Source organism: Sphingomonas sp. MMS24-J45 (assembly GCF_044881195.1).
Taxonomy (GTDB): Bacteria; Pseudomonadota; Alphaproteobacteria; order Sphingomonadales; family Sphingomonadaceae; genus Sphingomonas.
Genome location: NZ_CP173255.1, coordinates 1,092,252 through 1,116,749 on the forward strand (window position 1 = coordinate 1,092,252; position 24,498 = coordinate 1,116,749).

The 24,498-nt window shown below is 67.2% G+C and carries 27 protein-coding genes and 1 tRNA gene; 21 read left to right on the forward strand and 7 right to left on the reverse strand.

The window, feature by feature from the left end:
• Window positions 1-10 precede the first annotated feature (10 nt).
• Both AB5I39_RS05530 and AB5I39_RS05535 read left to right on the forward strand, forming a co-directional pair.
• Window positions 11-463 carry an SRPBCC family protein gene (locus AB5I39_RS05530; protein ID WP_404372208.1) on the forward strand — a complete coding sequence of 151 codons (453 nt, stop codon included), beginning with the start codon at window positions 11-13 and terminating at the stop codon, window positions 461-463.
• Between the two features lie 90 nt (window positions 464-553).
• Complete coding sequence (locus AB5I39_RS05535; RefSeq protein ID WP_404372211.1) at window positions 554-1,873, forward strand: cation:proton antiporter; 1,320 nt, start codon at window positions 554-556, stop codon at window positions 1,871-1,873.
• 7 nt (window positions 1,874-1,880) lie between these two features.
• On the opposite strand, the gene AB5I39_RS05540 is transcribed toward AB5I39_RS05535, so the two are convergent.
• Complete coding sequence (locus AB5I39_RS05540; protein WP_404372213.1) at window positions 1,881-2,498, reverse strand: J domain-containing protein; 618 nt, start codon at window positions 2,496-2,498, stop codon at window positions 1,881-1,883.
• Between the two features lie 40 nt (window positions 2,499-2,538).
• Here AB5I39_RS05540 and AB5I39_RS05545 point away from each other — a divergent pair, with 40 nt between their 5' ends.
• The 4 genes from AB5I39_RS05545 to AB5I39_RS05560 all read left to right on the forward strand — a co-directional run bounded on the left by AB5I39_RS05545 (window position 2,539) and on the right by AB5I39_RS05560 (window position 5,182).
• The gene (locus AB5I39_RS05545; RefSeq protein WP_404372216.1) at window positions 2,539-2,829 is read left to right on the forward strand and encodes a BolA family protein; all 291 of its coding nucleotides are present in this window, start codon (window positions 2,539-2,541) and stop codon (window positions 2,827-2,829) included.
• A complete protein-coding gene (locus tag AB5I39_RS05550) occupies window positions 2,826-3,269 on the forward strand; it encodes an NUDIX hydrolase (RefSeq protein WP_404372218.1) in 444 nt (147 codons plus the stop codon). The genes AB5I39_RS05545 and AB5I39_RS05550 overlap by 4 nt, the downstream gene beginning before the upstream one ends.
• Entirely contained in the window at window positions 3,266-4,168 is a 903-nt protein-coding gene (locus tag AB5I39_RS05555; RefSeq protein ID WP_404372221.1) for a pirin family protein, read from the forward strand. Before AB5I39_RS05550 ends, AB5I39_RS05555 begins: the two co-directional genes overlap by 4 nt.
• A gap of 126 nt (window positions 4,169-4,294) precedes the next feature.
• Window positions 4,295-5,182 (forward strand): alpha/beta fold hydrolase, encoded by an 888-nt coding sequence (locus AB5I39_RS05560; protein WP_404372223.1) that lies wholly within the window; start codon window positions 4,295-4,297, stop codon window positions 5,180-5,182.
• Between the two features lie 24 nt (window positions 5,183-5,206).
• Here AB5I39_RS05560 and AB5I39_RS05565 read toward each other — a convergent pair whose 3' ends face one another.
• Window positions 5,207-6,310, reverse strand: a complete 1,104-nt coding sequence (locus AB5I39_RS05565) for a DUF2332 domain-containing protein (protein ID WP_404372226.1) — start codon at window positions 6,308-6,310, stop codon at window positions 5,207-5,209.
• 67 nt (window positions 6,311-6,377) lie between these two features.
• Between AB5I39_RS05565 and hisG the strand changes: the two genes are divergently transcribed.
• From hisG to AB5I39_RS05610, 9 genes are all read left to right on the forward strand, one after another.
• Window positions 6,378-7,040 (forward strand): ATP phosphoribosyltransferase, encoded by a 663-nt coding sequence (hisG, locus tag AB5I39_RS05570; RefSeq protein ID WP_404372229.1) that lies wholly within the window; start codon window positions 6,378-6,380, stop codon window positions 7,038-7,040.
• Window positions 7,037-8,320 carry a histidinol dehydrogenase gene (hisD, locus tag AB5I39_RS05575; protein ID WP_404372231.1) on the forward strand — a complete coding sequence of 428 codons (1,284 nt, stop codon included), beginning with the start codon at window positions 7,037-7,039 and terminating at the stop codon, window positions 8,318-8,320. The genes hisG and hisD overlap by 4 nt, the downstream gene beginning before the upstream one ends.
• 123 nt (window positions 8,321-8,443) lie before the next feature.
• Window positions 8,444-8,914 (forward strand): transcription antitermination factor NusB, encoded by a 471-nt coding sequence (nusB, locus tag AB5I39_RS05580; RefSeq protein WP_404372234.1) that lies wholly within the window; start codon window positions 8,444-8,446, stop codon window positions 8,912-8,914.
• 2 nt (window positions 8,915-8,916) lie between these two features.
• Window positions 8,917-9,093 carry a DUF4169 family protein gene (locus AB5I39_RS05585; protein WP_404372237.1) on the forward strand — a complete coding sequence of 59 codons (177 nt, stop codon included), beginning with the start codon at window positions 8,917-8,919 and terminating at the stop codon, window positions 9,091-9,093.
• 102 nt (window positions 9,094-9,195) lie between these two features.
• A complete protein-coding gene (locus tag AB5I39_RS05590) occupies window positions 9,196-9,354 on the forward strand; it encodes a hypothetical protein (RefSeq protein WP_404372240.1) in 159 nt (52 codons plus the stop codon).
• Window positions 9,355-9,482: 128 nt separating this feature from the next.
• Window positions 9,483-9,641 (forward strand): Flp family type IVb pilin, encoded by a 159-nt coding sequence (locus AB5I39_RS05595; RefSeq protein ID WP_404372243.1) that lies wholly within the window; start codon window positions 9,483-9,485, stop codon window positions 9,639-9,641.
• 211 nt (window positions 9,642-9,852) lie between these two features.
• Window positions 9,853-10,701, forward strand: a complete 849-nt coding sequence (locus AB5I39_RS05600) for a thiamine-monophosphate kinase (RefSeq protein WP_404372246.1) — start codon at window positions 9,853-9,855, stop codon at window positions 10,699-10,701.
• Window positions 10,702-10,806: 105 nt separating this feature from the next.
• On the forward strand, window positions 10,807-12,969 hold the full coding sequence (locus AB5I39_RS05605; protein WP_404372249.1) for a sodium-translocating pyrophosphatase: 2,163 nt from the start codon (window positions 10,807-10,809) through the stop codon (window positions 12,967-12,969).
• 139 nt (window positions 12,970-13,108) lie between these two features.
• Window positions 13,109-16,501: a class I SAM-dependent DNA methyltransferase gene (locus AB5I39_RS05610; protein ID WP_404372251.1), complete on the forward strand. Its 3,393-nt coding sequence runs from the start codon at window positions 13,109-13,111 to the stop codon at window positions 16,499-16,501.
• Window positions 16,502-16,823: 322 nt separating this feature from the next.
• Here AB5I39_RS05610 and AB5I39_RS05615 read toward each other — a convergent pair whose 3' ends face one another.
• The gene (locus AB5I39_RS05615) at window positions 16,824-17,117 is read right to left on the reverse strand and encodes a hypothetical protein (protein WP_404372254.1); all 294 of its coding nucleotides are present in this window, start codon (window positions 17,115-17,117) and stop codon (window positions 16,824-16,826) included.
• 180 nt (window positions 17,118-17,297) lie between these two features.
• Here AB5I39_RS05615 and infA point away from each other — a divergent pair, with 180 nt between their 5' ends.
• The 6 genes from infA to AB5I39_RS05645 all read left to right on the forward strand — a co-directional run bounded on the left by infA (window position 17,298) and on the right by AB5I39_RS05645 (window position 20,216).
• Window positions 17,298-17,516 carry a translation initiation factor IF-1 gene (gene infA / locus AB5I39_RS05620; RefSeq protein ID WP_010162480.1) on the forward strand — a complete coding sequence of 73 codons (219 nt, stop codon included), beginning with the start codon at window positions 17,298-17,300 and terminating at the stop codon, window positions 17,514-17,516.
• Between the two features lie 114 nt (window positions 17,517-17,630).
• On the forward strand, window positions 17,631-18,200 hold the full coding sequence (locus AB5I39_RS05625; RefSeq protein ID WP_404372263.1) for a Maf family protein: 570 nt from the start codon (window positions 17,631-17,633) through the stop codon (window positions 18,198-18,200).
• Window positions 18,193-19,149 carry a ribonuclease gene (locus AB5I39_RS05630; RefSeq protein ID WP_404372266.1) on the forward strand — a complete coding sequence of 319 codons (957 nt, stop codon included), beginning with the start codon at window positions 18,193-18,195 and terminating at the stop codon, window positions 19,147-19,149. Before AB5I39_RS05625 ends, AB5I39_RS05630 begins: the two co-directional genes overlap by 8 nt.
• Complete coding sequence (locus AB5I39_RS05635; RefSeq protein ID WP_404372269.1) at window positions 19,149-19,334, forward strand: DNA gyrase inhibitor YacG; 186 nt, start codon at window positions 19,149-19,151, stop codon at window positions 19,332-19,334. Before AB5I39_RS05630 ends, AB5I39_RS05635 begins: the two co-directional genes overlap by 1 nt.
• Before the next feature lie 30 nt (window positions 19,335-19,364).
• Window positions 19,365-19,440: transfer RNA gene (locus AB5I39_RS05640), tRNA-Phe, on the forward strand.
• A gap of 32 nt (window positions 19,441-19,472) precedes the next feature.
• Window positions 19,473-20,216 carry an SDR family NAD(P)-dependent oxidoreductase gene (locus AB5I39_RS05645; protein WP_404372272.1) on the forward strand — a complete coding sequence of 248 codons (744 nt, stop codon included), beginning with the start codon at window positions 19,473-19,475 and terminating at the stop codon, window positions 20,214-20,216.
• A 133-nt stretch (window positions 20,217-20,349) separates the two neighbouring features.
• On the opposite strand, the gene AB5I39_RS05650 is transcribed toward AB5I39_RS05645, so the two are convergent.
• The 4 genes from AB5I39_RS05650 to AB5I39_RS05665 are packed head-to-tail and all read right to left on the reverse strand — an operon-like array spanning window position 20,350 to window position 24,474.
• Complete coding sequence (locus tag AB5I39_RS05650; protein ID WP_404372275.1) at window positions 20,350-21,288, reverse strand: crotonase/enoyl-CoA hydratase family protein; 939 nt, start codon at window positions 21,286-21,288, stop codon at window positions 20,350-20,352.
• On the reverse strand, window positions 21,255-21,872 hold the full coding sequence (locus AB5I39_RS05655; protein ID WP_404372277.1) for an Isoquinoline 1-oxidoreductase subunit: 618 nt from the start codon (window positions 21,870-21,872) through the stop codon (window positions 21,255-21,257). Before AB5I39_RS05655 ends, AB5I39_RS05650 begins: the two co-directional genes overlap by 34 nt.
• A complete protein-coding gene (locus tag AB5I39_RS05660; RefSeq protein ID WP_404372280.1) occupies window positions 21,872-24,010 on the reverse strand; it encodes a molybdopterin cofactor-binding domain-containing protein in 2,139 nt (712 codons plus the stop codon). The genes AB5I39_RS05655 and AB5I39_RS05660 overlap by 1 nt, the downstream gene beginning before the upstream one ends.
• On the reverse strand, window positions 24,007-24,474 hold the full coding sequence (locus AB5I39_RS05665) for a (2Fe-2S)-binding protein (RefSeq protein ID WP_404372283.1): 468 nt from the start codon (window positions 24,472-24,474) through the stop codon (window positions 24,007-24,009). Before AB5I39_RS05665 ends, AB5I39_RS05660 begins: the two co-directional genes overlap by 4 nt.
• Window positions 24,475-24,498 lie beyond the last annotated feature (24 nt).

Sequence of the window (24,498 nt, forward strand, 5' to 3'; positions counted from 1 at the left end):
GGAGACGAAAATGCCCGACAGCCACGACCTCACGATCACGCGCCTGATCGGCGCCCCGCGCGAAGCGGTGTGGCGCGCCTACACCGATCATCTCGCCGAATGGTGGTGCCCCAAGCCGTGGAGCGTCGAGCTGATCGCGCAGGACATGCGCGCCGGCGGCCGCGCGGCGATGATCATGCGCGGCCCCAATGGCGAGGAAATGCCGCAGGAGGGCGTTTATCTGGAGGTGATCCCGCACGAGCGCATCGTCTTCACCGACGCCTTCACCTACGGCTGGCACGCGCAGGGACCGTTCATGATCGGCATCATGGAATTTAGCGACGAAGCCGGCGGCACCCGCTACACCGCCACCGCCCGCCATTGGAGCGCCGAGGCCAAGGCGCAGCACGAAGCGATGGGCTTCACCGACGGGTGGGGCAAGGTCGCGGAGCAACTGGAGGAAGTGGCCAAGCGGATCGCGTGACGCGCCCAGGCGATCGCATGGCACGTTTTCGCCCGCGATCGGTTGAAAGGGGAGCGCCGCACGCGTCCGCGCAGCGCTCCCTGATCGGAAGTGCCGTTGATCCTCTCTCTGTCGGAAGCCACCAGCATCGCCGCGCAGGGCCCCAGGCTCGAAGCGCACTATATCCCCATCCTGTTCGCCTTGGGTGCGATGATCCTGGTGATCGCCTGGTTACCGATCGTGCTCAAGAAATTGCCGCTCTCGCTGCCGATCGTCTGCGTCGGTATCGGGGTCGTGCTCTTCTCCTTTCCGCCTTTCTCGGCCTGGGCGCCGCATCCCGAAAAAAGCCCCAAGCTGGTCGAGCGCGCGGCCGAGATGATCGTGATCGTGTCGCTGATGGGCGGCGGCCTGAAGATCGAACGGCTGGTCGCGTGGAAGAGCTGGAACGTCACGTGGCGGCTGCTCGGCATCGCCATGCCGCTGACGATCCTGCTGGTCATGCTGCTCGGCTATCACTTCCTCGGCCTCGGTCTTGCCACCGCCCTGCTCTTCGCGGGGTCGCTCGCGCCGACCGATCCGGTGCTCGCGGGCGACGTGCAGATAGAGCATGACGAGAATGAGGAGGAAGCTGAGGCCAAGTTCGCGCTCACCAGCGAAGCGGGGTTGAACGACGCACTCGCCTTCCCCTTCATCCACCTCGCCATTGCGATCGCGGCGGCGGGCAGCCTGAGCGGCGCGGTGCTGACGCACTGGGCGCTCGATGACGTGCTGTGGAAGCTCGGCGCAGGACTGGTGTTCGGCGCTGGCCTTGGCCGGGTGATCGGCTGGATCATCTACCGGATGCCGGCCGGCACCGCACTATCGCGGACCGGCGACGGCTTCATCGCCCTCGGTGCGACGCTGCTGGTCTATGCGCTGACCGAATTCGCGCATGGCTACGGCTTTCTCGCGGTGTTCGTGGCGGGCCTGACGATCCGCCAGTCGGCGCGCGGGCATGATTTCAACAAGCGACTGCACGATTTCGCCGATGAATCGGAACGGCTGCTGATGATGCTCCTGCTCCTGCTGTTCGGCGGGATGCTGGCGGCAGGCCTGCTTGCGCCGGTGGGGTGGAAGGAAGCGGCGTTTGCGGGCATGATGCTGCTCGTCATTCGCCCGCTCGCCGGGTGGATCAGCTTGATCGGGGTAAAGCGCCCGCGGCTCGAACTCGGCATCATCGCCTTTTTCGGCATCCGCGGCCTGGGGTCGGTCTATTACCTCAGCTACGGCTTCAACCACGCCGCCTTCGAACAGCAGACCAGCCTGTGGGCGACGCTGGGGCTGATCATTGCAGGCTCGATCCTGATGCACGGCATATTGGTGACCCCGGCGCTCCGGTGGCTGCACCGGCACTATCATCACCTCGGCATCGTCGAAACGAAGGAAGCATAAGGCTGGCTCAGGCGAAGGCCGCCGCCCCCTTCAACTGCGTATAAGCGGCGATCACGTCCTGCAATTTCGCCTCGAAGCTTCGGTCGCCGCCATTGCGATCCGGGTGGTACTTGCGCACCAGTTCGGCATAGCGCGTGCGCAAGGCCCGCCGGTCGATGTCGATCGCCAGCCCCAGCACCTTGAGCGAGCGCCGGTCGAGCGCCGACAGCGGCCGCCCGTCCTTGCGCTGCTCCTCGCCTGCGGTTGCCCGGCGGAAACGCGCGCCGATCGCGTCGAGTGGATCGCTGAAGTCGGCCCATTTCGGCGGCACGTCGGCACCCGAATGCGCAAACGCCCGAGTCTCGCGCTCCCACCCGGCATGGGGCCGCTGCTGCGCGTGGATTTCCTCCGCGCTCATGCCGTTGAAGAAATTGTAGCGCGCGTTGAAAGCGCGGACGTGGTCGAGGCAGAAATAGCGATACGGCCGCGGCCCCTCAGCGCCATAGCCCGCCCCCTCCACTGGCGGCGCGCGGAACTCGCCCGCCGCTTCGCAGCCCGGCTCCGCACACGCGCGTCCCGTCCCTTCGACCCGACCGTGAAAACGGGGCGACGGCTTTTCGCGCTTCTTGTCGTCTTCGCGTGCCAACGCGGCTCCCTCAAATCCAAAAGCGGACTATATAGGCGCGATGAACCAGCCCGCCACCGCCCCCCGCCCGATCGTCGACGAAATGCGCGAGCGTCTCGACGCGGCACTTGTCCCCACCAAGCTCCACATCTCCAACGACAGTGCGCAGCATGCCGGGCACATGGGCGATGACGGGACGGGCGAATCGCATTTCTCGGTCACGGTCGAGAGCGCGAAGTTCGTCGGCCTCAACCGCGTCGCGCGGCAGCGTCTGGTCAACACCGCACTTGCCGATCTGCTCGCGACACGCATCCACGCACTGGCGATCCGCGCGACCGCGCCCGGCGAATGACCCGCGCGCTCCGCCCCGCCGCGCGCATCCTGCTGCTCGATCCGGATCAGCGCGTGCTGCTGTTCCGCTTCACCCCCGACGACCGACCGCCCTTCTGGTGCACCCCCGGCGGCGCGGTCGATCCGGGCGAAAGCTATGCACAGGCTGCGCGCCGGGAATTGCGCGAGGAAACCGGGCTGGACCTCGACCCCGGCCCGGAGATCCTGCAGCGCCACGTCGAATTCATCACGATCGAAGGCGTGCCGGTCAGCGCGGACGAACGCTATTTCCTGGTCCGAGCCAACTCTGCCGAGATCGACACCGGCGGCCACACCGCGCTCGAACAGCGCGTGATGACGCGCTGGCACTGGTTTTCGCAAGCAGAGCTATCCGCACTCGACGAACCCTATTTTCCCGAAGACCTGGCCGACATCCTCTGGCCGGTGGAGCAGACAGCATGAGCAATGACGACCTGATCCTCCAGACGATCACCCCGGTCACGCATGATCTGGGCGGCTTCAAGGTCCACCGAACGCTGCCCTCGCGCCCGCGCACGATGGTCGGGCCCTTCATCTTCTTCGACCAGATGGGCCCGGCACGGCTCAGCGTCGGCACCGGCATTGACGTGCGCCCGCACCCGCACATCAACCTCGCGACCGTCACCTATCTGTTCGAAGGCGCGATCGCACACCGCGATTCGGTCGGCAGCGTCGCGGTGATCGAGCCCGGCGCGGTCAATCTGATGACGGCCGGCCACGGTATCGTTCACAGCGAACGCTCGCCCAGTGCCGAGCGTGCGGTCGGCCCGCTGCTGTCCGGCATCCAGACCTGGCTCGCATTGCCCGAGGCGGATGAAGAAATGGACCCGGCGTTCGAACATGTCGCGCGAGACCAGTTGCCGACGGTCGAAACCCCCGGCGCGCGCGCGCGCGTCGTGATGGGGAATCTCTGGGGCGTCACCGCGCCGACCACCACTTATGCCGAGACGATCTATGCCGACATCGTGCTCGATGCGGGCGGCAGCGTGCCGATCGATGCCGCCGCTGATGAGCGCGCGATCTATATCGCGATTGGCGACGCGACGCTCGACGGCATGACACTCGATCCGATGACGCTCTACGTGCTCAAACCCGGCATGGCCGCGACGCTGCGCTCCACCACCGGTGCGCGTGCGATGCTGTGCGGCGGCGAGGATTTCGCGACGCCGCGCCACGTCTGGTGGAACTTCGTCTCCTCGCGGCAGGACCGCATCGACGAAGCCAAGCGCGCCTGGACCGCCGGTGAATTCCCCAAGGTGGTGGGCGACGACAAGGAATGGATCCCGATCCCGGCGATCCCGAAGACGGTGAGTTATCCCTAACCCGTCCGTCCTTCTTCCCCCTCCCGCTTGCGGGAGGGGCTGGGGGAGGGCATGTCGGATGCACTGCGCGGCGAGTGAAGGTCAGGCCCTCCCCTAACCCCTCCCGCAAGCGGGAGGGGAACTTGAATGTCAGACTACACCCTACAATCCATCCCGCTCCCCACCGGCGTAACGCTCGACGTCGCCACCGCAGGCAACCCCGCGCACCCGCCGATCATCCTGCTCCACGGCTTCCCCGAATCGCACCGCACGTGGCGGCACGTCTTGCCGCAACTCGCGCGCGACCATTTCGTCATCGCCCCCGACCAGCGCGGCTTTGCCCGCTCCTCCAAACCCGAGGGCGTCGATGCCTATAAACCCGCCGCGATCGTCGCCGACCTGCTCGCGCTCGCCGACCATTTCGGCCTGACGACCTTCACGCTCGTCGGCCACGATTGGGGCGGCGCCATCGCCTGGATGGCGGCGCTCAACAACCCGACGCGCGTCACCCGCCTCGTCATCGTCAACGCGCCGCATCCCTTCATCTTTCAGCAGACGCTGTTCGACGACATGGCGCAGCGCGAGGCGAGCCAGTACATCACCGCCTTCCGCAATCCGAATTTCGAAGCACATGTCGAAAAGATCGGCCTGCCCGCGTTCTTCGAATCGAGCTTCCTGCGCCACACCGATTTCAGCCGCATCGAAGACGAAAAGCCGATCTATCTCGAACAATGGGGGCAACCCGGCGCGCTGACCGCGATGCTCAACTGGTACCGCGCCAGCCCGATCATCGTTCCCGCAATGGACGAAACCCGGGCGCGACCAGCCTTTCTCGACGGCCCCTTCCCGCCGATGCCGCAGCCGGTGCTGGTGGTGTGGGGCCTCGGCGACGCGGCGCTGCTCCCGAGCCAGCTCGAGGGACTGGAACGCTACGTCCCCGATCTGACGCTGGTGAAGGTCGACGCCGGGCATTTCGTGCCGTGGGAAGCGCCCGATGCGGTGGTCGCGGCGATCCGGGAGTGGTTGCCTTCCTGAATCCTCCCCGGCGCGGGGAGGAACTTACACGCGCACCCGCGCCGCCTCGGGCAAATCCACCCCCGGCGCGGCATCGCCTGCCGCCCCGCTCGCGTCCACCCAAGCCCCATGCGCATGGCTCGTGCCCACGCTCGTCCAGCCGCCCTCTCCCGGCCACGACCGCGCACGGATCACCTGATGCCCAAGCGCCCGATCGGGCTCCATCATCACCCAGCCAAGCGGCCGCTCCACCGTAGCGCGCTCGCCCGCCGCCCGCATCGCCACGCGAATCCGCTCCGCCACCGGTTCCGGCAGATATTGCCACACCACCGAATGCATCAGCACCCGCGTCGCCCCCGCCGCCTGCGGCTCCGCCAGCCGCGCCTCGATCCAATCGGCGGCATCGGCCTGCACCAGATCGACCCCGCGCTCGACCTGCATCGCGATCGCCGCGCGCACCCGCGTCAGCCGTTCGCGCGTCTCGGGCCAGACATAGGCCGCCAACCGCGCCGCCACCGTCGGATCGGTCGCATCGAGCGGGTTCACGTCACACCCGCGCACCGACACGATCTCAAGCGGGACGGCGGGCGCCGGCGGCCCCTTCCATGCGGGCGTGATCGTCACCGGCGCATCCTCCGGGCCATACATCGTCCCGCCCAGATCGAAGCGATAGCGGTCGATCAGCAGATTGAGCCCCGCGCTCGACCCGATCTCCAGCAGCTCGATCTTCGGCCCATGCCGACGCGCGATCTCGATCAGCCCCAGCATCAGCGCCGCCGATCGCCCGGGCTCATTCGTCTGCGGCGGCCCGTCCAGCCACGGCAGCAACGCTGCCTCATGCTCGGCCAGGACGCGCTCCAGCGTCGCGATGATCGCCGCCTGATCGGTCACCCGCCCGGCGTAGACCGCCGCAAGCGCGTCATCCGCCCCCGCCAGCACCAGTGCATGCAGCCCGCCAAACAGCCGCAATGGCAGCGCATCGCGCGTCGGCTCGCCCGGCCAATCGAGCACCCGCGCGCCCACCGCCGTACCCCGCGTCAGCCCCGCCGCCACCGCCCCCGCCATCCGGCCATAAATCGGCGCGGCATTGGCATCGCAATAGTGTTGCTGGATCAGGAATGCGCCGCGATTGGTTTTCTCATCCGCCATGATCGAATTTCTCCACCGACGGGGTCTGTTGCGCCCACCCCGCCCCCCAAGTAAAGCCCGCCCCACCATGGCCCAACCGATCATCATCGCCGTTCCCAAGGGGCGCATTCTCGCCGAAGCGGTTCCGCTGCTCGCCGCTGCGGGAATCGTGCCGGAACCCGCGTTCAGCGACGAGGACAGCCGCGCGCTGCGCTTCACCACCAACAATCCCGGCATCGACCTGATCCGCGTCCGCGCGTTCGATGTCGCCACCTTCGTCGCGCACGGCGCGGCGCAGCTCGGGATCGTCGGGTCGGACGTGCTCGCGGAGTTCGATTATTCGGAGCTGTACGCGCCCGTCGATCTCGGCATCGGCCATTGCCGCCTGTCGGTCGCCGAACCCGCCGACATGGCCGCGAACGACGATCCGCGCGGCTGGAGCCATGTCCGCGTCGCGACCAAATATCCGCACGTCACCGAAGCGCATTTCGCCGCGCGCGGTGTCTCGGCGGAGTGCGTAAAACTGAACGGCGCGATGGAACTCGCGCCCCTGCTCGGCCTCGCACCGCGCATCGTCGATCTGGTGTCGTCGGGCCGCACGCTGAAAGAGAACGGCCTGGTCGAGGTCGAGGTGATCTGCGAGGTCACCAGCCGCCTGATCGTCAACCGCGCCGCCTTCAAGACGCGCGGCGAGGTGGTGCCACTGGTCGAGGCGTTCCGCCGCGCGGTCGCGCAGGAGCGCGCCGCATGATCCGCCTCACCACCACATCCCCCACCTTCGCCGCCGAGTTCACCGCGCTCGTCAACGCGCGCCGCGAAGCGGATGCCGATGTCGCGCGCGACGTGACCGCGATCATAGCGCGCGTCCGCGACGAGGGCGATGCCGCGCTCACCGATTATACGACGCGCTTCGACCGCCACGATCTCGACGCCAGCGGCTGGCAGATCCCGCGCGAGGAATGGCGCGCCGCTTACGAAGCGCTCGACCCGGCGTTGCGCGCGGCACTGGATTTGGCCGCCGCCCGCATCGCCACCTATCACGAAAAGCAAAAGCCGCTCGGCAGCGACACCACCGATGACGCGGGCGTCCGGCTCGGCGCGCGCTGGAACGCGGTGGCGGCGGCGGGCGTGTATGTCCCCGGCGGCCGCGCGGCCTATCCCTCCTCCGTGCTGATGAACGCGATTCCCGCCAAAGTCGCGGGCGTCGATCGGCTTGTCATGGTCACCCCCACTCCCGATGGCGAGATCAACCCGCTGGTCCTTGCCGCCGCACACATCGCGGGCGTCGATGAGCTGTGGCGCGTCGGCGGCGCGCAGGCGATCGCCGCGCTGGCTTACGGCACCAAACGAATCGCCCCGGTCGATGTCATCACCGGCCCCGGCAACGCCTGGGTCGCGGAGGCCAAGCGCCAGCTTTACGGTGTGGTCGGCATCGACATGGTCGCCGGTCCCTCCGAAATCGTCGTGGTGGCGGACGGCCAGAACCGCGCCGACTGGATCGCCGCCGATCTGCTCAGCCAGTCCGAGCACGACCCGACCAGCCAGTCGATCCTGTTCACCGACTCGCCCGCTTTCGCCGATGCCGTCGCGGCCGAGGTGGACGCCCAGATCGGCACGCTCGCCACCGCCAAGGTCGCGCGCGCCGCGTGGGACGCGAACGGCGCGATCATCGTCACCTCCAGTCTCGAGGAAGCGCTCCCGCTGGTCGACCGCCTCGCCGCCGAACATCTCGAACTCGCCTGCGACGATCCGCAAGCGCTGTTCGACCGCATCCGCCACGCCGGCTCAGTGTTCCTCGGCCGCCACACGCCGGAGGCGATCGGCGATTATGTCGCGGGGCCGAACCACGTCCTCCCCACCGGCCGCCGCGCCCGTTTCGCCAGTGGCCTGTCGGTGCTCGATTTCATGAAGCGCACCAGCTTCCTGCAATTGGGACCGGACAGCCTCGCCGCGATCGGCCCCGCCGCCGTCGCGCTGGCCGAGGCAGAGGGCCTGCCCGCGCACGCCCGGTCGGTGGCATTGCGGCTCTAAACCGCTGTCCTGCTCCTGCGCAGGCAGGAGCCCAGGGTACACACGCTGTCCTTGAAGCCCTGGACCCCGGCCTGCGCCGGGGAACAGGTTCACTTGAGCATGAACCTCCGCTAAGGCCCGCCCATGTCTTCTCACGCATCCCCCCGCACCGCCGAGCGCTCGAAAGCGCGCGCCGCCGCTCGCCTCGCCGCCGTTCAGGCGCTGTATCAGCATGATATGGAAGCGACGCCGATTGTGCAGTTGCTCAACGAATTCCACAATCACCGCCTTGGCGCGACGATCGAGGACGCCGAATATGCCGAGCCCGAAGTGGATTTCTTCGACGATATCGTGAAGGGCACCCATGCCCGGCTGGAGGAAATCGACACGACGATCGCCGCCAAGCTCGCCAAGGGCTGGAGCCTCGCGCGGCTCGACAAGGCGATGCGCGCGATCCTGCGCGCGGGCACCTACGAACTGCTCGCGCGCGCCGATGTGCCGGTCGGCACCGTCATCACTGAATATGTCGATGTCGCGCACGCCTTTTTCGACAAGCGCGAGGCGGGCTTCGTCAACGGCCTGCTCGACGGAATTGCCAAGGACGTGCGCGGCTGAGCATGGCGGAGGTCGTCAACCTCCGCCGCGCGCGCAAGGCCAAGCGGCGCAGCGAGGACGAGGCCGCGGCGACCGCCAACCGCGCCAAATTCGGCGCGACCAAGGCCGAGCGCAGCAAAAGCGCTGCTGAAACGACCGCCATCCTTCGGACGCTCGACGGCGCAAAGCGCGAGCGTTGATCGGTTTGTCGCAAAAGATCGCGGTACGATTCGTAAATCCTCGCAACGTCTCCGTTTCCGCCTAGGCGAAGGCATCAACGCTCCTTCAAGCGAGAGACGATCATGACTGATTTTTCGCACACCGTCGCACCGTCGGATGGTCGTCAGCCGGAACTCGTCAAGCGCCGCTGGACGACCCCCGCCGTGATCGAGGGACACGCCGAGGCGACCGAGAAGACCGGCTTCCCCAGCGAAGCATCGCCGTCGGTCGGCCCGTCCTGATCGCACGCGCGCCGGCGCACCACGAAAGCGCTGATCCGCCTCCCGCGTAGTTCTACGGAGGGGCGGATTCACGCCGCGTGCAGCTTCCCTGACCTATAAAGATGCCTCCCCCACCGCGAGGCAGACCGATGAAGAAATTCTGGAAGAATCGCCGCGGCGCGACCGCGATCGAATATGGGCTGATCGCAGCCCTCATCGCCGTGGCCGCGATCGGCGCGATGCAGGGGCTCGGCAACCAGTTGGCGATCACTTTCGCCAACATCGCGTCGAACATGAAGGCGTCGTAAGCGGGAGCGCCCGGCGTTAGCAGACAAAGGACGGCGAAGCGGCTACACCGCGCGGCGTGACCGAAGCCGACTTCATCGAACGCCTGCGCGCGCTGCCGCTCCATCCCGGGGCAGCTGACCTGCGCGACGACGCGGCGACGCTGACCCCGCGCGACGACACCCTGGTGTTCAGCACCGACACGATGGTCGAGGGCGTGCACTTTCCCCCGACATGGCGGCGGACGATGTCGTCTGGCGCCTCATCGCCTGCGCGCTGTCGGACTTGGCAGCCAAGGGCGCGGAGCCGGTCGGGGTGATGCTCAACTATCCGCTACGGGCAGGCACCACTCCTGCATCCACCCCGGCGCACGCCGGGGCCCAGGTGCAGGCGGTCAGTGGCGAAGCGCAGCACGCGTTTCCATCGGCCAGCGCGACTGGGCCCCGGCGTTCGCCGGGGTGGAGCGCACCGAACGATTGGGACGCAACCTTCCTCGATGGCCTCGCCCAAGTCCTCACCCACTACGCTGCCCCGCTGATCGGCGGCGACACCGTGTCGATCCCGCCGCACGCACCGCGCGTGCTCACCCTCACCGCGGTCGGCCGCGCGACGCACCGGCCCGTGCCCGTCCGATCCGGCGTCCAGCCCGGCGACCACCTCTACGTCACCGGCACGATCGGCGCGGCGCTGCTCGGCTTCGAACGTCCGGAAACCGAACCCAATGCCTATCGCCGCCCCATCGCCCGCATCGCCGACGGCATCGCCCTCGCACCGCACGCCAGTGCGATGATGGACGTGTCGGACGGCCTGCTGCTCGATGCGCAGCGCATGGCCGCCGCCAGCAACCTCGCCGTCGAAATCGCGCTCGACGCGGTCCCCGTCCCGCCCGCGTTCGAACAGGACCGGCTCCGCGCCGTCACCTGGGGCGACGATTACCAGCTCCTGTTCACCCTCCCCTCAGGCGTCCTCCCACCCGTCCCCGCCACCCGCATCGGCCACTTCGCGGCAGGTGCTGGGCTGACGCTCACCGATCACGGCACCCCCGTCCCGCTGCCCGATCGGCTGGGCTACAGCCACGGCTGATTCGAGTGGCTTGCCAAGCCATCCCTGCGCGTTAGTCTGACCGGACAAAGCGTGGAGGCACACCACCGTGTGACCATCCACCGAACACGCAGGGAAAGGATACGCATGACGATCGTCTATGCCGCCATCATCTGTGGGCTGATCGCCGTCGCCTACGGCCTCATCACCAGCCAGCAAGTCCTCCGCGCACCCGCCGGCAACGAAAAGATGCAGGACATCGCCGCCGCCATTCAGGAAGGCGCGAAGGCCTATCTCGGCCGCCAGTATCGCACGATCGGACTCGTCGGCGTCATCGTCCTGGCGCTCGTCTGGGTGTTCCTCGATGGGCTGGGCAGCCCGGTTTCTGCGGTCAGCTTCGCGATCGGGGCGGTGCTGTCGGGCGTCGCAGGGTTCGTCGGCATGAACATTTCGGTTCGCGCCAACGTCCGCACGGCGGAGGCGGCACGCGGCTCGCTGCAAGGCGGCCTGACGATGGCGTTCCGCTCGGGCGCGGTCACCGGCCTGCTCGTCGCGGGATTAGGCCTGCTCGCGATATCGGGCACCTTCTGGTATCTTGCGGGCACCAATGGCGTGAACGCTGGTGCCCCCGTCGTCGTGAAAGCCCTCACTGCGCTGGCGTTCGGCGCCTCGCTCATCTCGATCTTCGCGCGTCTCGGCGGCGGCATCTTCACCAAGGCGGCCGACGTCGGCGCCGATCTCGTCGGCAAGGTCGAGGCGGGCATCCCCGAGGACGACCCCCGCAACCCCGCCACCATCGCCGATAACGTCGGCGACAACGTCGGCGATTGCGCCGGCATGGCGGCCGATCTGTTCGAAACCTATGTCGTGACGATCGGCGTCACGATGATCTCGGTCGCATTGGCGCTCAAAAATGCCGACCACCTGCTGCAAGTGATGACCCTCCCGCTGATCGTCGGCGGCGTGTGCATCCTGACCTCGATCATCGGCACCTATTTCGTCCGCCTCGGCGGCAGCAACAACATCATGGGCGCGCTGTACAAGGGCTTCTGGATCGCGATCGGCCTGTCGATCCCGGCGATCTACTTCGCGTGCGCATACACGCTCGGCGACATGAATGCGGCGATCGGCGGCAACGCCTTCCTCGACGGCAGCGGCGCCACGCCCGAGGCAATCGCGGGCAGCGCGGGCGTCACCTTCACCGGCATGAAGCTGTTCTGGAGCATGATGATCGGCCTCGCCGTCACCGGGCTCCTCGTCTGGATCACCGAATATTACACCGGCACCAATTACCGCCCGGTGCGCAGTATCGCCAAGGCGTCCGAGACCGGCCACGGCACCAACGTCATCCAGGGCCTGGCAATCAGCCTGGAATCGACCGCGCTACCGACCATCGTCATCGTCATCGCGGTAATCGCCGCGTATCAGCTGGCGGGCGTGATCGGCATCGCCTTTGCCGCCACCGCGATGCTGGCGCAGGCCGGGATGGTCGTCGCACTCGACGCCTATGGCCCGGTCACCGACAATGCTGGCGGCATCGCCGAAATGTCCGGCCTGCCCGATGACGTGCGCCACAAGACCGACGCGCTCGACGCGGTCGGCAACACCACCAAGGCGGTGACCAAGGGCTATGCGATCGGCTCGGCCGCGCTTGCCGCGCTCGTGCTGTTCAACGCCTACACCTCCGACCTGGCGCGCGATTTCCCCGATCTCACGGTGAATTTCCAGCTCAGCAACCCCTATGTCATCGTCGGCCTGCTGCTCGGCGCGCTGCTGCCCTATCTGTTCGGCGCGATGGGGATGACCGCGGTCGGGCGCGCCGCAGGCGAGGTCGTCACCGACGTGCGCGATCAATTCGCCAACAACCCCGGCATCATGACCTATGCGACCAAGCCCGATTATGCGCGCACGGTCGATCTCGTCACCAAGGCGGCGATCAAGGAGATGATCGTGCCGAGCCTGTTGCCGGTGCTCTCCCCCGTGCTGGTCTATTTCATCATCACCGCGGTGGCGGGCCAGGCCGAGGGCTTTGCGGCACTCGGCGCGATGCTGCTCGGCGTGATCGTCTCCGGCCTGTTCGTCGCGATTTCGATGACCAGCGGCGGCGGCGCGTGGGATAACGCCAAGAAATATATCGAAGACGGCCATCACGGCGGCAAAGGCTCCGAAGCGCACAAGGCCGCGGTGACGGGCGATACGGTGGGGGATCCGTATAAGGACACGGCAGGTCCGGCGGTTAACCCGATGATCAAGATTACCAATATCGTCGCGCTGCTCTTGCTCGCCGCCTTGGCGGCGAGCGGAGGCTGAGCGAAGCTCAGCAAGCGCGACCGGACGGCGGGGGCCACAAGCCTCCGACCGACGGCGTGGCTTCGCCACGACGCCGCTTCGCCTCCCCGCCCCCCTTTTGCCCTTGCCGCCAAACCCTTACCCCGCCTACGCTCCGATCATGGGGGACGCTGCCGCAATCGACAGATTCATCGACCGCTGGCGCGCCAATGAAGGCGGTGCCGAGCGCGCCAATTACGTCCTGTTCCTGACCGAGCTTTGCACGCTGCTCGACCTGCCGCAGCCCGATCCGGCCGATGCCAGCCACACCCGCAACGATTACGTGTTCGAACGCGCCGTCACCTTCAAGGACGAAGCCGGCAAGACCGGGCACGGCCGGATCGATCTCTACAAACGCGGCGCCTTCGTGCTCGAAGCCAAGCAAAGCCGCGAACCCGGCGGCAAGAAGGAAGTCGCACTCCCCGCCGAACAGCCCGGCCTGCCCGGCTTCGCCCCGACGCAGGTCCGCGGCCGCCGCAGCGCGCAACGCGGCTGGGACGTGCTGATGCGCAACGCCCGCGAACAGGCCGAACAATATGCCCGCGCCCTGCCGACCGAGCACGGCTGGCCGCCCTTCATCATCGTCGCCGATGTCGGCCACGCCTTCGAAATCTTCGCGGATTTCTCAGGGCAAGGCAAAAACTACCGCCAATTCCCCGATCGCTCGGGCTATCGCATCTATCTCGACGATCTGCGCGATCCCGATATCCGCGAACGCCTGCGCAAGATGTGGCTCGATCCGCACAGCCTCGATCCCGCCAAGCACGCCGCCGCCGTCACCCGCGACATTGCCCGCCGCCTCGCGCATGTCAGCAAATTGCTCGAGGAACGCGGCTATCAGCCCGAGCCCGTCGCGCATTTCCTGATGCGCTGCCTGTTCACGATGTTCGCCGAGGATACCGGCCTGCTCGAACCCGGCAGCTTCACCGACGTGCTCGCCGACGCCCGCGCCAATCCCGACAGCTTCGCGCCGATGCTGGAGGATCTGTGGCGCACGATGGACACTGGCGGCTTCTCGCCCGTGCTGCGCAAGACGATCCGCAAGTTCAATGGCGGCCTGTTCGCCGAACGCACCGCCATTCCGCTCCACAAGGAGGAAATCGGCGAGCTGTACGAGGCCGCGCGCCACGTGTGGACCGAGGTCGAGCCCGCCATCTTCGGCACGCTGCTCGAACAGGCGCTCGACAAGGTGGAGCGCAAGCGATTGGGCGCGCATTACACCCCGCGCGCTTATGTCGAACGCCTCGTCATCGCGACGATCATCGAGCCGTTACAGCGCGAATGGGAAACCGAAGTGCTCGGCACGGTCGAGCGCGAGCGCAGCACCGATCCGCAGGGCGCGATCCGCGCGGTGCATGATTTCCACGAAAAGCTCGCCGCCACGCGCGTGCTCGATCCCGCCTGCGGCACCGGCAATTTCCTCTATGTCGCGCTCGAACTGCTGAAGCGGCTGGAGGGCGACGTGCTCGAAGTGCTCGCCGATCTCGGCGGGCAGGAAGCGCTCGCGCTGGAGACCGCGACCGTCCACCCGCGTAATTTCCTCGGGCTGGAACTCAACCCGCGCGCCGCCGCGATCGCCGAACTGGTGCTGTGGCTCGGCTATCTGCAATGGCAGATGCGCAACGGCGGACAGATCGCCGATCCGGTCCTCGAACGGCTCAGCAACATTACCGCGATGGATGCGGTGCTGAAGCATGATCCGGGGCGGCTGCGCGATGACGGGACGTTCGACGAATTTCCGAACCCGCGCCGGCCCGATTGGCCGCAGGCGGATTATATCGTCGGCAACCCGCCCTTTATCGGCGGCAAGGACCTCCGCGCCCGGCTCGGCGACGGCTATGCGACGGCGCTGTGGAAGGCGCACCCCAAGATCAACAAATCCGCCGATTTCGTGATGTATTGGTGGGACCGCGCCGCCGAACGGCTGACCGAGAAGGGCACGCGGCTCAAGCGCTTCGGCTTCGTCACCACCAATTCGATCACGATGGAATTTAGCCGGCGCGTAATGGCAGCACGAATCGATGCGCGCCAACCGATCAGCTTGGTGATGGCAGTCCCCGATCATGCTTGGACCAAGGCGACACGCGACGCGGCAGCGGTACGGATCGCGATGACAGTCGTCGAGGCCGGCTCGCGCGAGGGTGTTCTATATCAGGTGTCACAGGAAAGCGGATTGGACACCGATGCTCCAAAAATTGACATGACCGCCACGGAGGGAGAGATTCACTCCGATCTCAGCGTCGGTACAGATGTGACACGCGCGAGATCGCTACTGGCCAACAATTGGATTTGTTCGCCAGGCGTGAAGCTTCACGGTGCTGGTTTTATCGTCTCGCGCGTCGAGGCGGAGCATCTTGGGCTTGGTCAGCGAAATGGCTTAGGACAGCACATCCGCGCTTATCGCAACGGGCGCGACCTAATGGGCCGCTCGCGCGGACAGCTGGTTATCGACTTCTTTGGTTTAACCGAGATTGAAGTCCGGCGTCGCTATCCAGAAGCGTATCAGCACTTGCTGGTTACAGTAAAGCCCGAGCGGGATTCCAATAATAGAGCGAGTTACCGTGATAACTGGTGGATTTTCGGCGAACCTCGTAGAGATTTACGCCCAGCGCTCCATGGGATATCGCGCTACATCGTGACTGTTGAAACTGCAAAACATCGCATTTTCCAGTTCTTGGACGCAAGCGTGTTGCCTGACAACAAATTGATTTGTCTAGCGCTCGGTGATTCAGCTTCGCTCGGAATCGTTCACTCGCAAATTCATGCCAGTTGGTATTTAGCAAACGCGGGTATGATCGGCGTTTTTGATCGACCCGCAGTCTATGTGAAAACCTCCAGCTTCGACCCCTTCCCCTTCCCCGACGCCACCCCCGAACAGCGCCAGATCATCGGCGATCTCGCCGAGGAACTCGACGCGACGCGGAAAGAGGTGCTCGCCGAACATACCGACCTGACGCTCACCGGCCTGTACAATCTGCGCGAGAAACTGCGCCAGCACGCCGCCTTTACCGAAGCCGAGCAGGACCAGCGCCGCCGCGGCCGCGTCGACATCATCGCCGAGCTGCACGACCGGATCGATGCCGCCGTCGCCGATGCGTATGGCTGGCCGCGCGACCTCTCCGACGAGGCGATCGTCACCCGCCTCGTCGCGCTCAATGCCGAGCGCCATGCCGAGGAGAAGGCCGGCAAGGTCCGCTGGCTCCGCCCTGATTATCAAATCCCCCGCGCCGGCGTCACCGTGCTCGCGCCCAAAGCGCAGCCCGAACAGATCGAGGCGCTGCTCCCCGCCGCCGCGACGAAGAAGCCCGCTTTCCCGCGCGACGCGATCGGCCAGACCGCCGCCGTCCTTGCCGATCTGCGCGGCGGGGCCGGGCTCACCAGTGCCGAGATCGCGCGCCGCTATGCGCAAGGGTTGAAGGCCGAGCCACGCATTGCCGCCACGCTGTCGGCGCTCGTACGACTCGGGCATGTGGCGGCGGAGGGGGATCGCTACACGCTGCGCCGCGCCGCCTGACCGCCCGGATTAACCGCTGTCCTACACCCCCGCCGCCCGATATCCTCCGCACCGGCCCGCGCCCCAGCCGAAATGGCACCCGGCGCTGGCCCGCTCTTTTACACCGCTGGCTCCCCCACCCCGCCGACGGTGCGACTCCGTGTGACGTTAAGCCCGCTACTGCCCGGGCTCGCACACCCTTCCGGTGGCGTGACGCGTGTAACCTTGTCGTCCCCGCAAGCCTTTGCGAGTGGCACTTTCGCAACTTTTGCCTGCGAACCGCTCGCAACAAAGGGCACCCCGCCGGTTGACGGGATGCCCTTTGCGCGCGCTTGGTCGGCGCTTACTTCTTGTCGTCGTCCTTCACGCCGACGGTCGGCACATCGACCGTCGTCTTCTTGGTGCCCACCACGACTTCCTTCGACTTCAGGTCGACATCGGGCAGATCGCCGCCCTTGGCGCTGACCTTCACGTCGGGCAGCGCGCCGCCCTTGACGTCCGCGCTCCAGAAGCCGGTCGCGAACAACAGGCCGACGACGACCAGTGCGAGCACCACGATAATGCCGATCGTCCGGCCGCCATTGCTGCGGCGCTCCACCACCGTGGTCGTGCCGTCTGCGTTCCGATATTCCGCCATGTTATTACTCCCTCTCGTTATTTCGTTACGATCGGCAAAGCGCGCCGGGCGATGAAAGGTTCCGTATCGGCGTCGGGTTGAGGCGTCGTGCGTGCGCGTGCTTCCCTTTTGCCGCATCCTCGGCTAAGGCGCGCGCTTCACGAAGTGCGCCGCGACGATCGGCTATCCCCAGAGGTTTGTTTGGCAAAAGAAGAACTGCTCGAAATGCGCGGCCAGGTGGTGGAGCTTCTGCCCAACGCCATGTTCCGCGTGAAGCTGGAGAACGACCACGAGATCCTTGGTCACACCGCAGGCAAGATGCGCAAGAACCGCATCCGCGTGCTGGTGGGCGACGAAGTGCTGGTCGAACTGACCCCGTACGATCTGACCAAGGGGCGGATCACGTACCGCTTCAAGTAATCTGCTCCCCGGCGCAGGCCGGGGTCCAGTTGCGGGCGTTTCGTTGGTGAGCGCAGCGCTCGATTACCGTAACCTGCGCGGCTGGGCCCCGGCCTTCGCCGGGGAACCAAGCCCTTGACCCTCATCCTCGCCTCCACCTCCCCCCGCCGCGCCGAGCTCCTCGCGCGGCTCGGCGTGACGCCCGCGTGCATCGCCGCTCCCGATGTCGATGAAAGCCCGCTCAAGGGCGAGGCGCCCCGCGCCTATGTCCAGCGCGTCGCGCTCGCCAAGGCCCATGCCGTCCCCCGCGCCGCCGGGGAGGTCGTGCTGGCCGGCGACACCACGATCGCGCTCGGCCGCCGCATCCTCGGCAAGGCGGAGGACGACGCCACCGTCCGCGCCATGCTCGGCCTGCTCTCGGGCCGCCGCCACCACTGCCTCAGCGCCGTCTGCGTTGTCGCCGCCGATGGCACCGTGCGGCAGCGCCTGTCCGACACGATCGTCGCGTTCAAGCCACTGACCTCCGCCGAGATCGACGGCTATGTCGCGAGTGGCGAGGGGCTGGGCAAGGCCGGCGGCTATGCCATTCAGGGCCGCGCCGAGGCGTTCGTGCGCTTCCTGTCCGGCTCGCATTCGGGCGTTGTCGGCCTCCCGCTGTTCGAAACCCGCGCGCTGTTGCTGGCATCGGGCGTCGCGCTTGGCTGAGTGGCTGTTCGAAGCCGGGATCGGCGAAGCCCGCGCCGCGCTGGTCGAGGACGGCACGATCCTGCAGGCGCGAATCGAGCTGGACCGTCCCGGCCCGCGGATCGGAGCGGTCCTGCCCGCCCGCCTGGTCGAGATCACCGTCAAGGGCCGCGAGGGCCGCGTCAGCTTCGATGGTGGCGAGGCGATGCTCTCGCCGCTGCCCCCCGGCATCACCCAAGGGGCTGCGCTGACGGTCGAACTCATCCGGGAAGCCATCCCCGAACCGGGCCGCGCCAAACTGCCCCGCGCCGCCCCGGCCGATGGCCCACCCCGCGACGGCCCCACGCTGCTGGAGCGAATCACCGCAAGCGGCACCCCCGTCCGACATTGCCTGCCCCACGAATCCGATCACATCGAGGCGGCCGGCTGGTCCGAAGTCCTGGAGGAGGCGCTCACCGGCGACATCGCCTTCGCTGGCCCCACCGGCGGCGCGCTGCGGATGAGCCCCACCCCCGCGATGACGCTGTTCGACGTCGATGGCCATCCCCCGCTCGAGCCGCTCGCGGTCGCCGCCGCACACGCCGTCGCCGCCGCGATCATGCGGCTCGATATCGGCGGGGCGATCGGGGTCGATTTCCCGACGCTGCAAGGCAAGGCGGCGCGCGGCGCGGTCGATGCCGCGATCGACGCCGGGCTGCCGCAACCGTTCGAACGCACCGCGATGAACGGCTTCGGCTTCGTCCAGATCGTCCGCAGGCGAACCCGCGTCTCGCTCCCAGAACTGCTCCGCGCCGATCCGGCAGGTGCCGAGGCCCGTGCGCTGCTTCGCCGAATCGAGCGCACGCCTCCGCCCGTCCCTGCCGTCCACACCGTCAGCGCTCGCGTGGCGAAGGCGCTCCATGCCAATCCGCTCTGGATCGCCGAGCTTGCCCGGCGTACCGGCGTTACCCCTGTGTTCGAGGTACGATGATGGCGCGTTCCAAACCCTGCCCGCTCTGCGGCAAGCCGCCATCGGCCACCCACGCCCCGTTCTGCGGGCAGGGCTGCCGCGATCGCGACCTGATGCAGTGGCTGGGCGAGGGCTATGCGATCCCGGTTTCGACTCCGCCCGGCGAAGAAGAAGATGGGCTGGACACGACGCCAGAGCGTGACTAAGAGGCCGCTCCCCCGGAGTTCTCCGGGTGTGCCCGAGTAGCTCAGTTGGTAGAGCATGCGACTGAAAATCGCAGTGTCGGTGGTTCGAATCCGCCCTCGGGCACCATTCTCCTTACAGACGATGGTGGAGTTTCGGTGATGCGCACGGCCTTCATCACAGGCGGCACGTCGGGCATCGGCGAGGCTGCGGTTCGTGCCTTCGTCGGCTCCGGCTGGCGCGTCGTCACGACCGGTCGCCGCGCCGAGCGGCTAGACGCGTTGCGCGAATCACTCGGTGATTCGCTCCACACCCTCAACATCGATGTTCGAGATCGCGCCGCAATGGATGCCGCGATCTCGGCCCTGCCGGAAGAGTTCGCTGGGATCGATCTGCTGATCAACAATGCCGGTCTCGCGCTCGGGACCGCGCCGGCGCAGCAGAGCAGCCTCGATGATTGGCAGACGATGATCGACACCAACGTGTCGGCGCTGGTCGCGGTCACCCGCACGCTGCTGCCCCGCCTGATCGAGGCGAAGGGCGCGATCATCAACCTGTCCTCGGTTGCGGCGACCTATCCCTACAGCGGCGGCAACGTCTATGCCGGGACCAAGGCGTTCGTGCGGCAATTCTCGCTGGGCTTACGCGCCGACCTGCACGGCACCGGCGTCCGCGTCACCTCGATCGAGCCGGGCATGGTCGAAACCGAATTCACCGTGGTCCGCACCGGCGGCGATCAGGCGGCGTCGGACAAGCTCTATGGCGGCGTCGACCCGATGACCGGCGAAGACATTGCGGCAACCCTGCTGTGGGTCGCCGAACTGCCCGCGCATCTCAACATCAACACGCTGGAACTGATGCCGGTGAACCAGTCCTTTGCGGGCTTCGCGGTGGCGCGGAACTAGAACCGCCCTCCCGCTCTTATCCACCCCGGCGCACGCCGGGGCCCAGTCGCAATGTCCAATGTAACGAAGCGCAAGGCGTTGAACGCAGGTTTCCAACTAGGCCCCGGCGTGCGCCGGGGTGGAAGACTTGAAATCACCGATACCCCGGTTCGTCGAACCACGGCGCAAAGGTATCCCACGCCCCGGCGACCGAATCGGGAAAGACCGCCCCGCGCTTTTCGAGAAAGGCGCTGACGCCCTCCTTGGCATCGGCACTCGCTCCCCGCGCCCAGATCGCGCGGCTTTCGATTTTGTGCGCGTCCATCGGATGCGCCGCGCCTAGCCCAGCGTACAGCATCTTGCGCATCAGCGCGATCGACACCGGCGCGCCGTCGCCAGTCAGGCGTAGCGCCAGCGCGCGGGCGGCGGGGAGCAGGTCGTCGGGCGCGTGGATGCTCCTGACCAAACCGCCGCGCAGCGCCTCGGCCGCATCGAACACCGCGCCCGAATAGCACCATTCCAGCGCCTGCCCGATCCCGACGAGGCGCGGCAGGAACCAGCTCGAACACGCCTCCGGCACGATCCCGCGCCGGCCGAACACGAAGCCGAACCGCGCCGCGTCGCTCGCCAAACGGAAGTCCATCGGCAGCGTCATCGTCGCGCCGACGCCGACCGCGGGGCCGTTGATCGCGCCGATCACCGGCTTCTTGGAGGCGAAGATGCGCAAGGCGAGCAAGCCTCCGCCATCGCGCACCGCCGGATGGGCATAGTCAACACTGCCATCGGCACGCACCGGAGACTCAGCCCCGTTCCACCCGCCGCTCGCGTCATAGTCGAACGTCGCGGCACCACCCGACAGATCGGCCCCTGCGCAGAAGCCGCGCCCCGCCCCGGTGACGATCACCGCCCGCACACCGTCATCGCCGTCGGTCGCGTCGAACGCCGCGATCAGATCGGCCAGCATCGCCGGGTCGAACGCATTGAGCTTGTCGGGCCGATCGAGCGTGATCGTCGCGATCCCCTCTGCGACCTCCAGCCGGATCGTGGTGAAGGCCGGCGTCACGCCGGGCACTTCGCCCCGCTGTCGACCCACGCCTTGGTCAGCGCGCCGAACTGCACCTGCGTCCCCGGCGCTGGCGTGCGGCCGAGGCCGGGATGCCAGCCCCAGCCGACCAGTTCGTCCTTGCCGTTATGCTCGATCAGATCGGCCAGCGACTTGCCGCCGTTGCGCGCACGATCCTTGATCTGGACGCAGATTTGAGCGAGCGACTTACCCTCCCACGCCATCGACGCGGGCGCGAGCGCCCAGTGCGGCGCGCCGGGCACGCTGCCGGTGCCGTTGGCGAACTTCACGTTCGCAGTGCCGTGACAGGTCGCGCATTCCAGGCCGGGCGCGCCATGCCCGTCGGCCCCGCGGATCACCGGCGGATTGTGCGGCGTCATCGCCTCGCCCTGGTTGGGCCGGTCGCTGCGCGGGTGGCAGTTGAGGCAGCGCGGCGACTGGATCACCTTGCCCATTTCCCCGAACAACGCGACCGAGCGCTTGGCCGGATCGGCGATCGAGGCGAAGGCTTCGGGGTCCTTCAGGGTCGCGGGTGCGGGGCCCGCGGGCCGAGCGACAAGCGCCACAGGCAGGGCCAGCGCGGCTACGATCAAGGCGAGCGTGTTGCCGCGCATCATACGTTCTCCGAATGGGCGAAGGGCAGTCGCGTGACAACCTTGCCGGTCAGCTTGCGCCAGGCATTGGCGACGGCGGGCGCGATCGGGGGAAGTCCGGGTTCGCCGATCCCGGTCGGGTTTGCGGTCGATGTCATGATCGCGACCTCGACCTCCGGCATCTCGCCGATCCGAAGCGAGCGGTAGCTGTCGAAGTTCGATTGCTCGACCACCCCGCCCTCACCCAGCGTAATCTCGGCATAGAGCGCATGGCCCAGGCCGAAGCCGACCCCGCCCTCGATCTGCGCGCGAATCACGTTCGGATTGATCGGCACCCCGCAATCGACCGCGGCCCACACCTTGTGGACGCGCGGCAGCTTGTCGGCACCCACCGACACCTCGGCGATCTGCGCGACATACGACCCGAAACTCTTGTGGAAAGCGACGCCGCGCGCGCGCCCGGTTTTGGCCGACAACCCGCCCGCCAGTTCGGCCACGCGCTTCAGCACTGCCTTGGCGCGATCGTCCTTCATGATCGCGATGCGCCCGGTGATCGGATCCTGCTTGCCCAGTTCAAACAGCCGGTCGAGGAACGTCTCCATCACATAGGCGGTGTGGGTGTTGCCGACCGAGCGCCACCACAAAGTGGGCACGCCGTTCTTCAGCTCGTTCGCGCCGACGCGGATCGCCGGGAAGGCGTAGGCGCTGCCCGTCAGCCCCTCGACCATCGCCTCGTCGAACTTGGCGCTGGGGTTGAAGAAGCCCGTGCCGCGCATGAAGGATTGCCCGGCAACGACCGCGTCGAGCCCGACGATCTTGCCCTTGGCATCGACGCCGCCCTTGATCGTGTGGACGATCAACGGACGATAGCGCCCGCCGCGAATGTCATTCTCCCGCGTCCAGACGTGCTTCACCGGCGTGGTGCCGCCAAAAGCCTTGGTCGCCATCGCCGCCTCGACCGCATTGTCCATGGCCGGCGTCGCACGGCGCCCGAAGCTGCCCCCGGCATATTGCTCGTGCAACGTCATGCCCTCGAACGGCACGCCGAGCACCTTCGACACTGCCGTCGTATCACCGACCTGGAACTGGCTGCCGGCGTAGAAATCGGCGCCGCCCGCCTTGGGTTCGATGACCGCATCCATCGTCTCCATCGGCGCGTGTGCCAGGAACGGGAAGACATAGGTCGCCTCGATCCGCTTGGCTGCGGCGGCGAGTGCTGCGGCGACATTCCCCTCAGCCTCGCATTCGACGCCAGGCGTGGCGGCGGCAGCGATGTATTGCTTGACCATCGTCTCGGACGAACGGGTTTCGGCCTTGGACAGATCCCAATCGACCTTCAGCGCGGCGCGACCCTTCATCGCCGCGAACGTATCCTTGGCATAGACGACGACGCCCTGCGGGATCGTCTTGACCGCGACCACGCCGGGGATGGCGAGTGCGGCCGAATCGTCGACCTTGGCGACCGTGCCGCCGAAGGCTGGGGCATGTTCGATCACGCTGACGACCATGCCGGGACGCTGCACATCCATCGTGAATTGCGCGGTTCCGTTGGTCTTGACAAGGCTGTCGAGCTTGGGCGTGTCGCGGCCGATCAGCGTCCACTCAGCGGGCGTCTTGAGCGTCGGCTTCTCAGGCACCGGCATCGTCGCGGCGGTCGCGGCCAGTTGGCCGAAAGTGGCGGATTTGGCACCGTGGCTGACGACACCCTTGGCGACTTTCACCTCGGCGGCGGGGACGCCCCAGGTCTTGGCGGCAGCGGCGACCAGCATCGCGCGGGCCGAGGCGCCAGCGTTACGCATCTGCATCCAGCTATTCGACATCGCGGTCGAACCGCCCGTGCCCATCGTGCCGAAGGCGAGGTTCTTGTAGAGCGGGTCGTTGGCGGGCGCGAAGGCAATCCGCATCTGATCCCAATCGGCGTCGAGCTCGTCCGCCACGATCGTCGACAGGCCGGTTGCCGGACCCTGGCCGAATTCGACATGCTTGACGATCACGGTGACGGTGTTGTCGCTGGCGATCCGCACGAAGGCGTTGGGCGCGAACGGTGCGGTCTCGCCCGTGGGAGCGGCCTTGGCCGCCGCCTTGCCCATCGGCAGCGCGAGGCCGATGACGAGGCCGGAGCCAGCGAGGAAGTCGCGGCGTGAAGCGGGGGCGTTCATGCGGCCGCTCCCGCGGTCTTCGCCGCATCCTTGATCGCCTGGCGAATGCGGACATAGGTCGCGCAGCGGCAGATGTTGCCGGCCATGCCGTGGTCGATATCGGCGTCGGTCGGATTGGGCTTGGCGGCGAGCAAGCCGATCGCCGACATCACTTGCCCCGATTGACAGAAACCGCATTGCGGCACGTCGATTGCGACCCACGCCGCCTTCACCGCCTCGGCGGTCTTGCCGGTCGCGCCCTCGATCGTCGTCACGCTGCGCCCGGCAACGGTCGAGATCGGCGTTACACAGGAACGACGGTTCTTGCCGTCGAGATGCACCGTGCACGCCCCGCATTGCGCGATGCCGCAGCCATATTTCGTGCCGGTCAGATTGAGGTGATCGCGCAGCACCCACAGCAGCGGCGTGTCGGGGTCTCCCTCGAACCGGGCAGGCGCCCCGTTGAGCGTAAATTCGGTCGCCATCTGCGCGTCTCCCTGTCGCTGCCC

What these genes read in the sequence shown, in the direction of transcription:
- AB5I39_RS05530 (WP_404372208.1), top strand. Translation starts at nt 11, where the DNA reads ATGCCCGACAGCCACGACCTCACGATCACGCGCCTGATCGGCGCCCCG.
- AB5I39_RS05545 (WP_404372216.1), top strand. Translation starts at nt 2,539, where the DNA reads ATGAACCAGCCCGCCACCGCCCCCCGCCCGATCGTCGACGAAATGCGC.
- AB5I39_RS05550 (WP_404372218.1), top strand. Translation starts at nt 2,826, where the DNA reads ATGACCCGCGCGCTCCGCCCCGCCGCGCGCATCCTGCTGCTCGATCCG.
- AB5I39_RS05555 (WP_404372221.1), top strand. Translation starts at nt 3,266, where the DNA reads ATGAGCAATGACGACCTGATCCTCCAGACGATCACCCCGGTCACGCAT.
- AB5I39_RS05560 (WP_404372223.1), top strand. Translation starts at nt 4,295, where the DNA reads ATGTCAGACTACACCCTACAATCCATCCCGCTCCCCACCGGCGTAACG.
- AB5I39_RS05565 (WP_404372226.1), bottom strand. Translation starts at nt 6,310, where the DNA reads ATGGCGGATGAGAAAACCAATCGCGGCGCATTCCTGATCCAGCAACAC.
- hisG (WP_404372229.1), top strand. Translation starts at nt 6,378, where the DNA reads ATGGCCCAACCGATCATCATCGCCGTTCCCAAGGGGCGCATTCTCGCC.
- hisD (WP_404372231.1), top strand. Translation starts at nt 7,037, where the DNA reads ATGATCCGCCTCACCACCACATCCCCCACCTTCGCCGCCGAGTTCACC.
- nusB (WP_404372234.1), top strand. Translation starts at nt 8,444, where the DNA reads ATGTCTTCTCACGCATCCCCCCGCACCGCCGAGCGCTCGAAAGCGCGC.
- AB5I39_RS05585 (WP_404372237.1), top strand. Translation starts at nt 8,917, where the DNA reads ATGGCGGAGGTCGTCAACCTCCGCCGCGCGCGCAAGGCCAAGCGGCGC.
- AB5I39_RS05590 (WP_404372240.1), top strand. Translation starts at nt 9,196, where the DNA reads ATGACTGATTTTTCGCACACCGTCGCACCGTCGGATGGTCGTCAGCCG.
- AB5I39_RS05595 (WP_404372243.1), top strand. Translation starts at nt 9,483, where the DNA reads ATGAAGAAATTCTGGAAGAATCGCCGCGGCGCGACCGCGATCGAATAT.
- AB5I39_RS05600 (WP_404372246.1), top strand. Translation starts at nt 9,853, where the DNA reads ATGGCGGCGGACGATGTCGTCTGGCGCCTCATCGCCTGCGCGCTGTCG.
- AB5I39_RS05605 (WP_404372249.1), top strand. Translation starts at nt 10,807, where the DNA reads ATGACGATCGTCTATGCCGCCATCATCTGTGGGCTGATCGCCGTCGCC.
- AB5I39_RS05610 (WP_404372251.1), top strand. Translation starts at nt 13,109, where the DNA reads ATGGGGGACGCTGCCGCAATCGACAGATTCATCGACCGCTGGCGCGCC.
- AB5I39_RS05615 (WP_404372254.1), bottom strand. Translation starts at nt 17,117, where the DNA reads ATGGCGGAATATCGGAACGCAGACGGCACGACCACGGTGGTGGAGCGC.
- AB5I39_RS05635 (WP_404372269.1), top strand. Translation starts at nt 19,149, where the DNA reads ATGGCGCGTTCCAAACCCTGCCCGCTCTGCGGCAAGCCGCCATCGGCC.
- AB5I39_RS05645 (WP_404372272.1), top strand. Translation starts at nt 19,473, where the DNA reads ATGCGCACGGCCTTCATCACAGGCGGCACGTCGGGCATCGGCGAGGCT.
- AB5I39_RS05655 (WP_404372277.1), bottom strand. Translation starts at nt 21,872, where the DNA reads ATGCGCGGCAACACGCTCGCCTTGATCGTAGCCGCGCTGGCCCTGCCT.
- AB5I39_RS05660 (WP_404372280.1), bottom strand. Translation starts at nt 24,010, where the DNA reads ATGAACGCCCCCGCTTCACGCCGCGACTTCCTCGCTGGCTCCGGCCTC.
- AB5I39_RS05665 (WP_404372283.1), bottom strand. Translation starts at nt 24,474, where the DNA reads ATGGCGACCGAATTTACGCTCAACGGGGCGCCTGCCCGGTTCGAGGGA.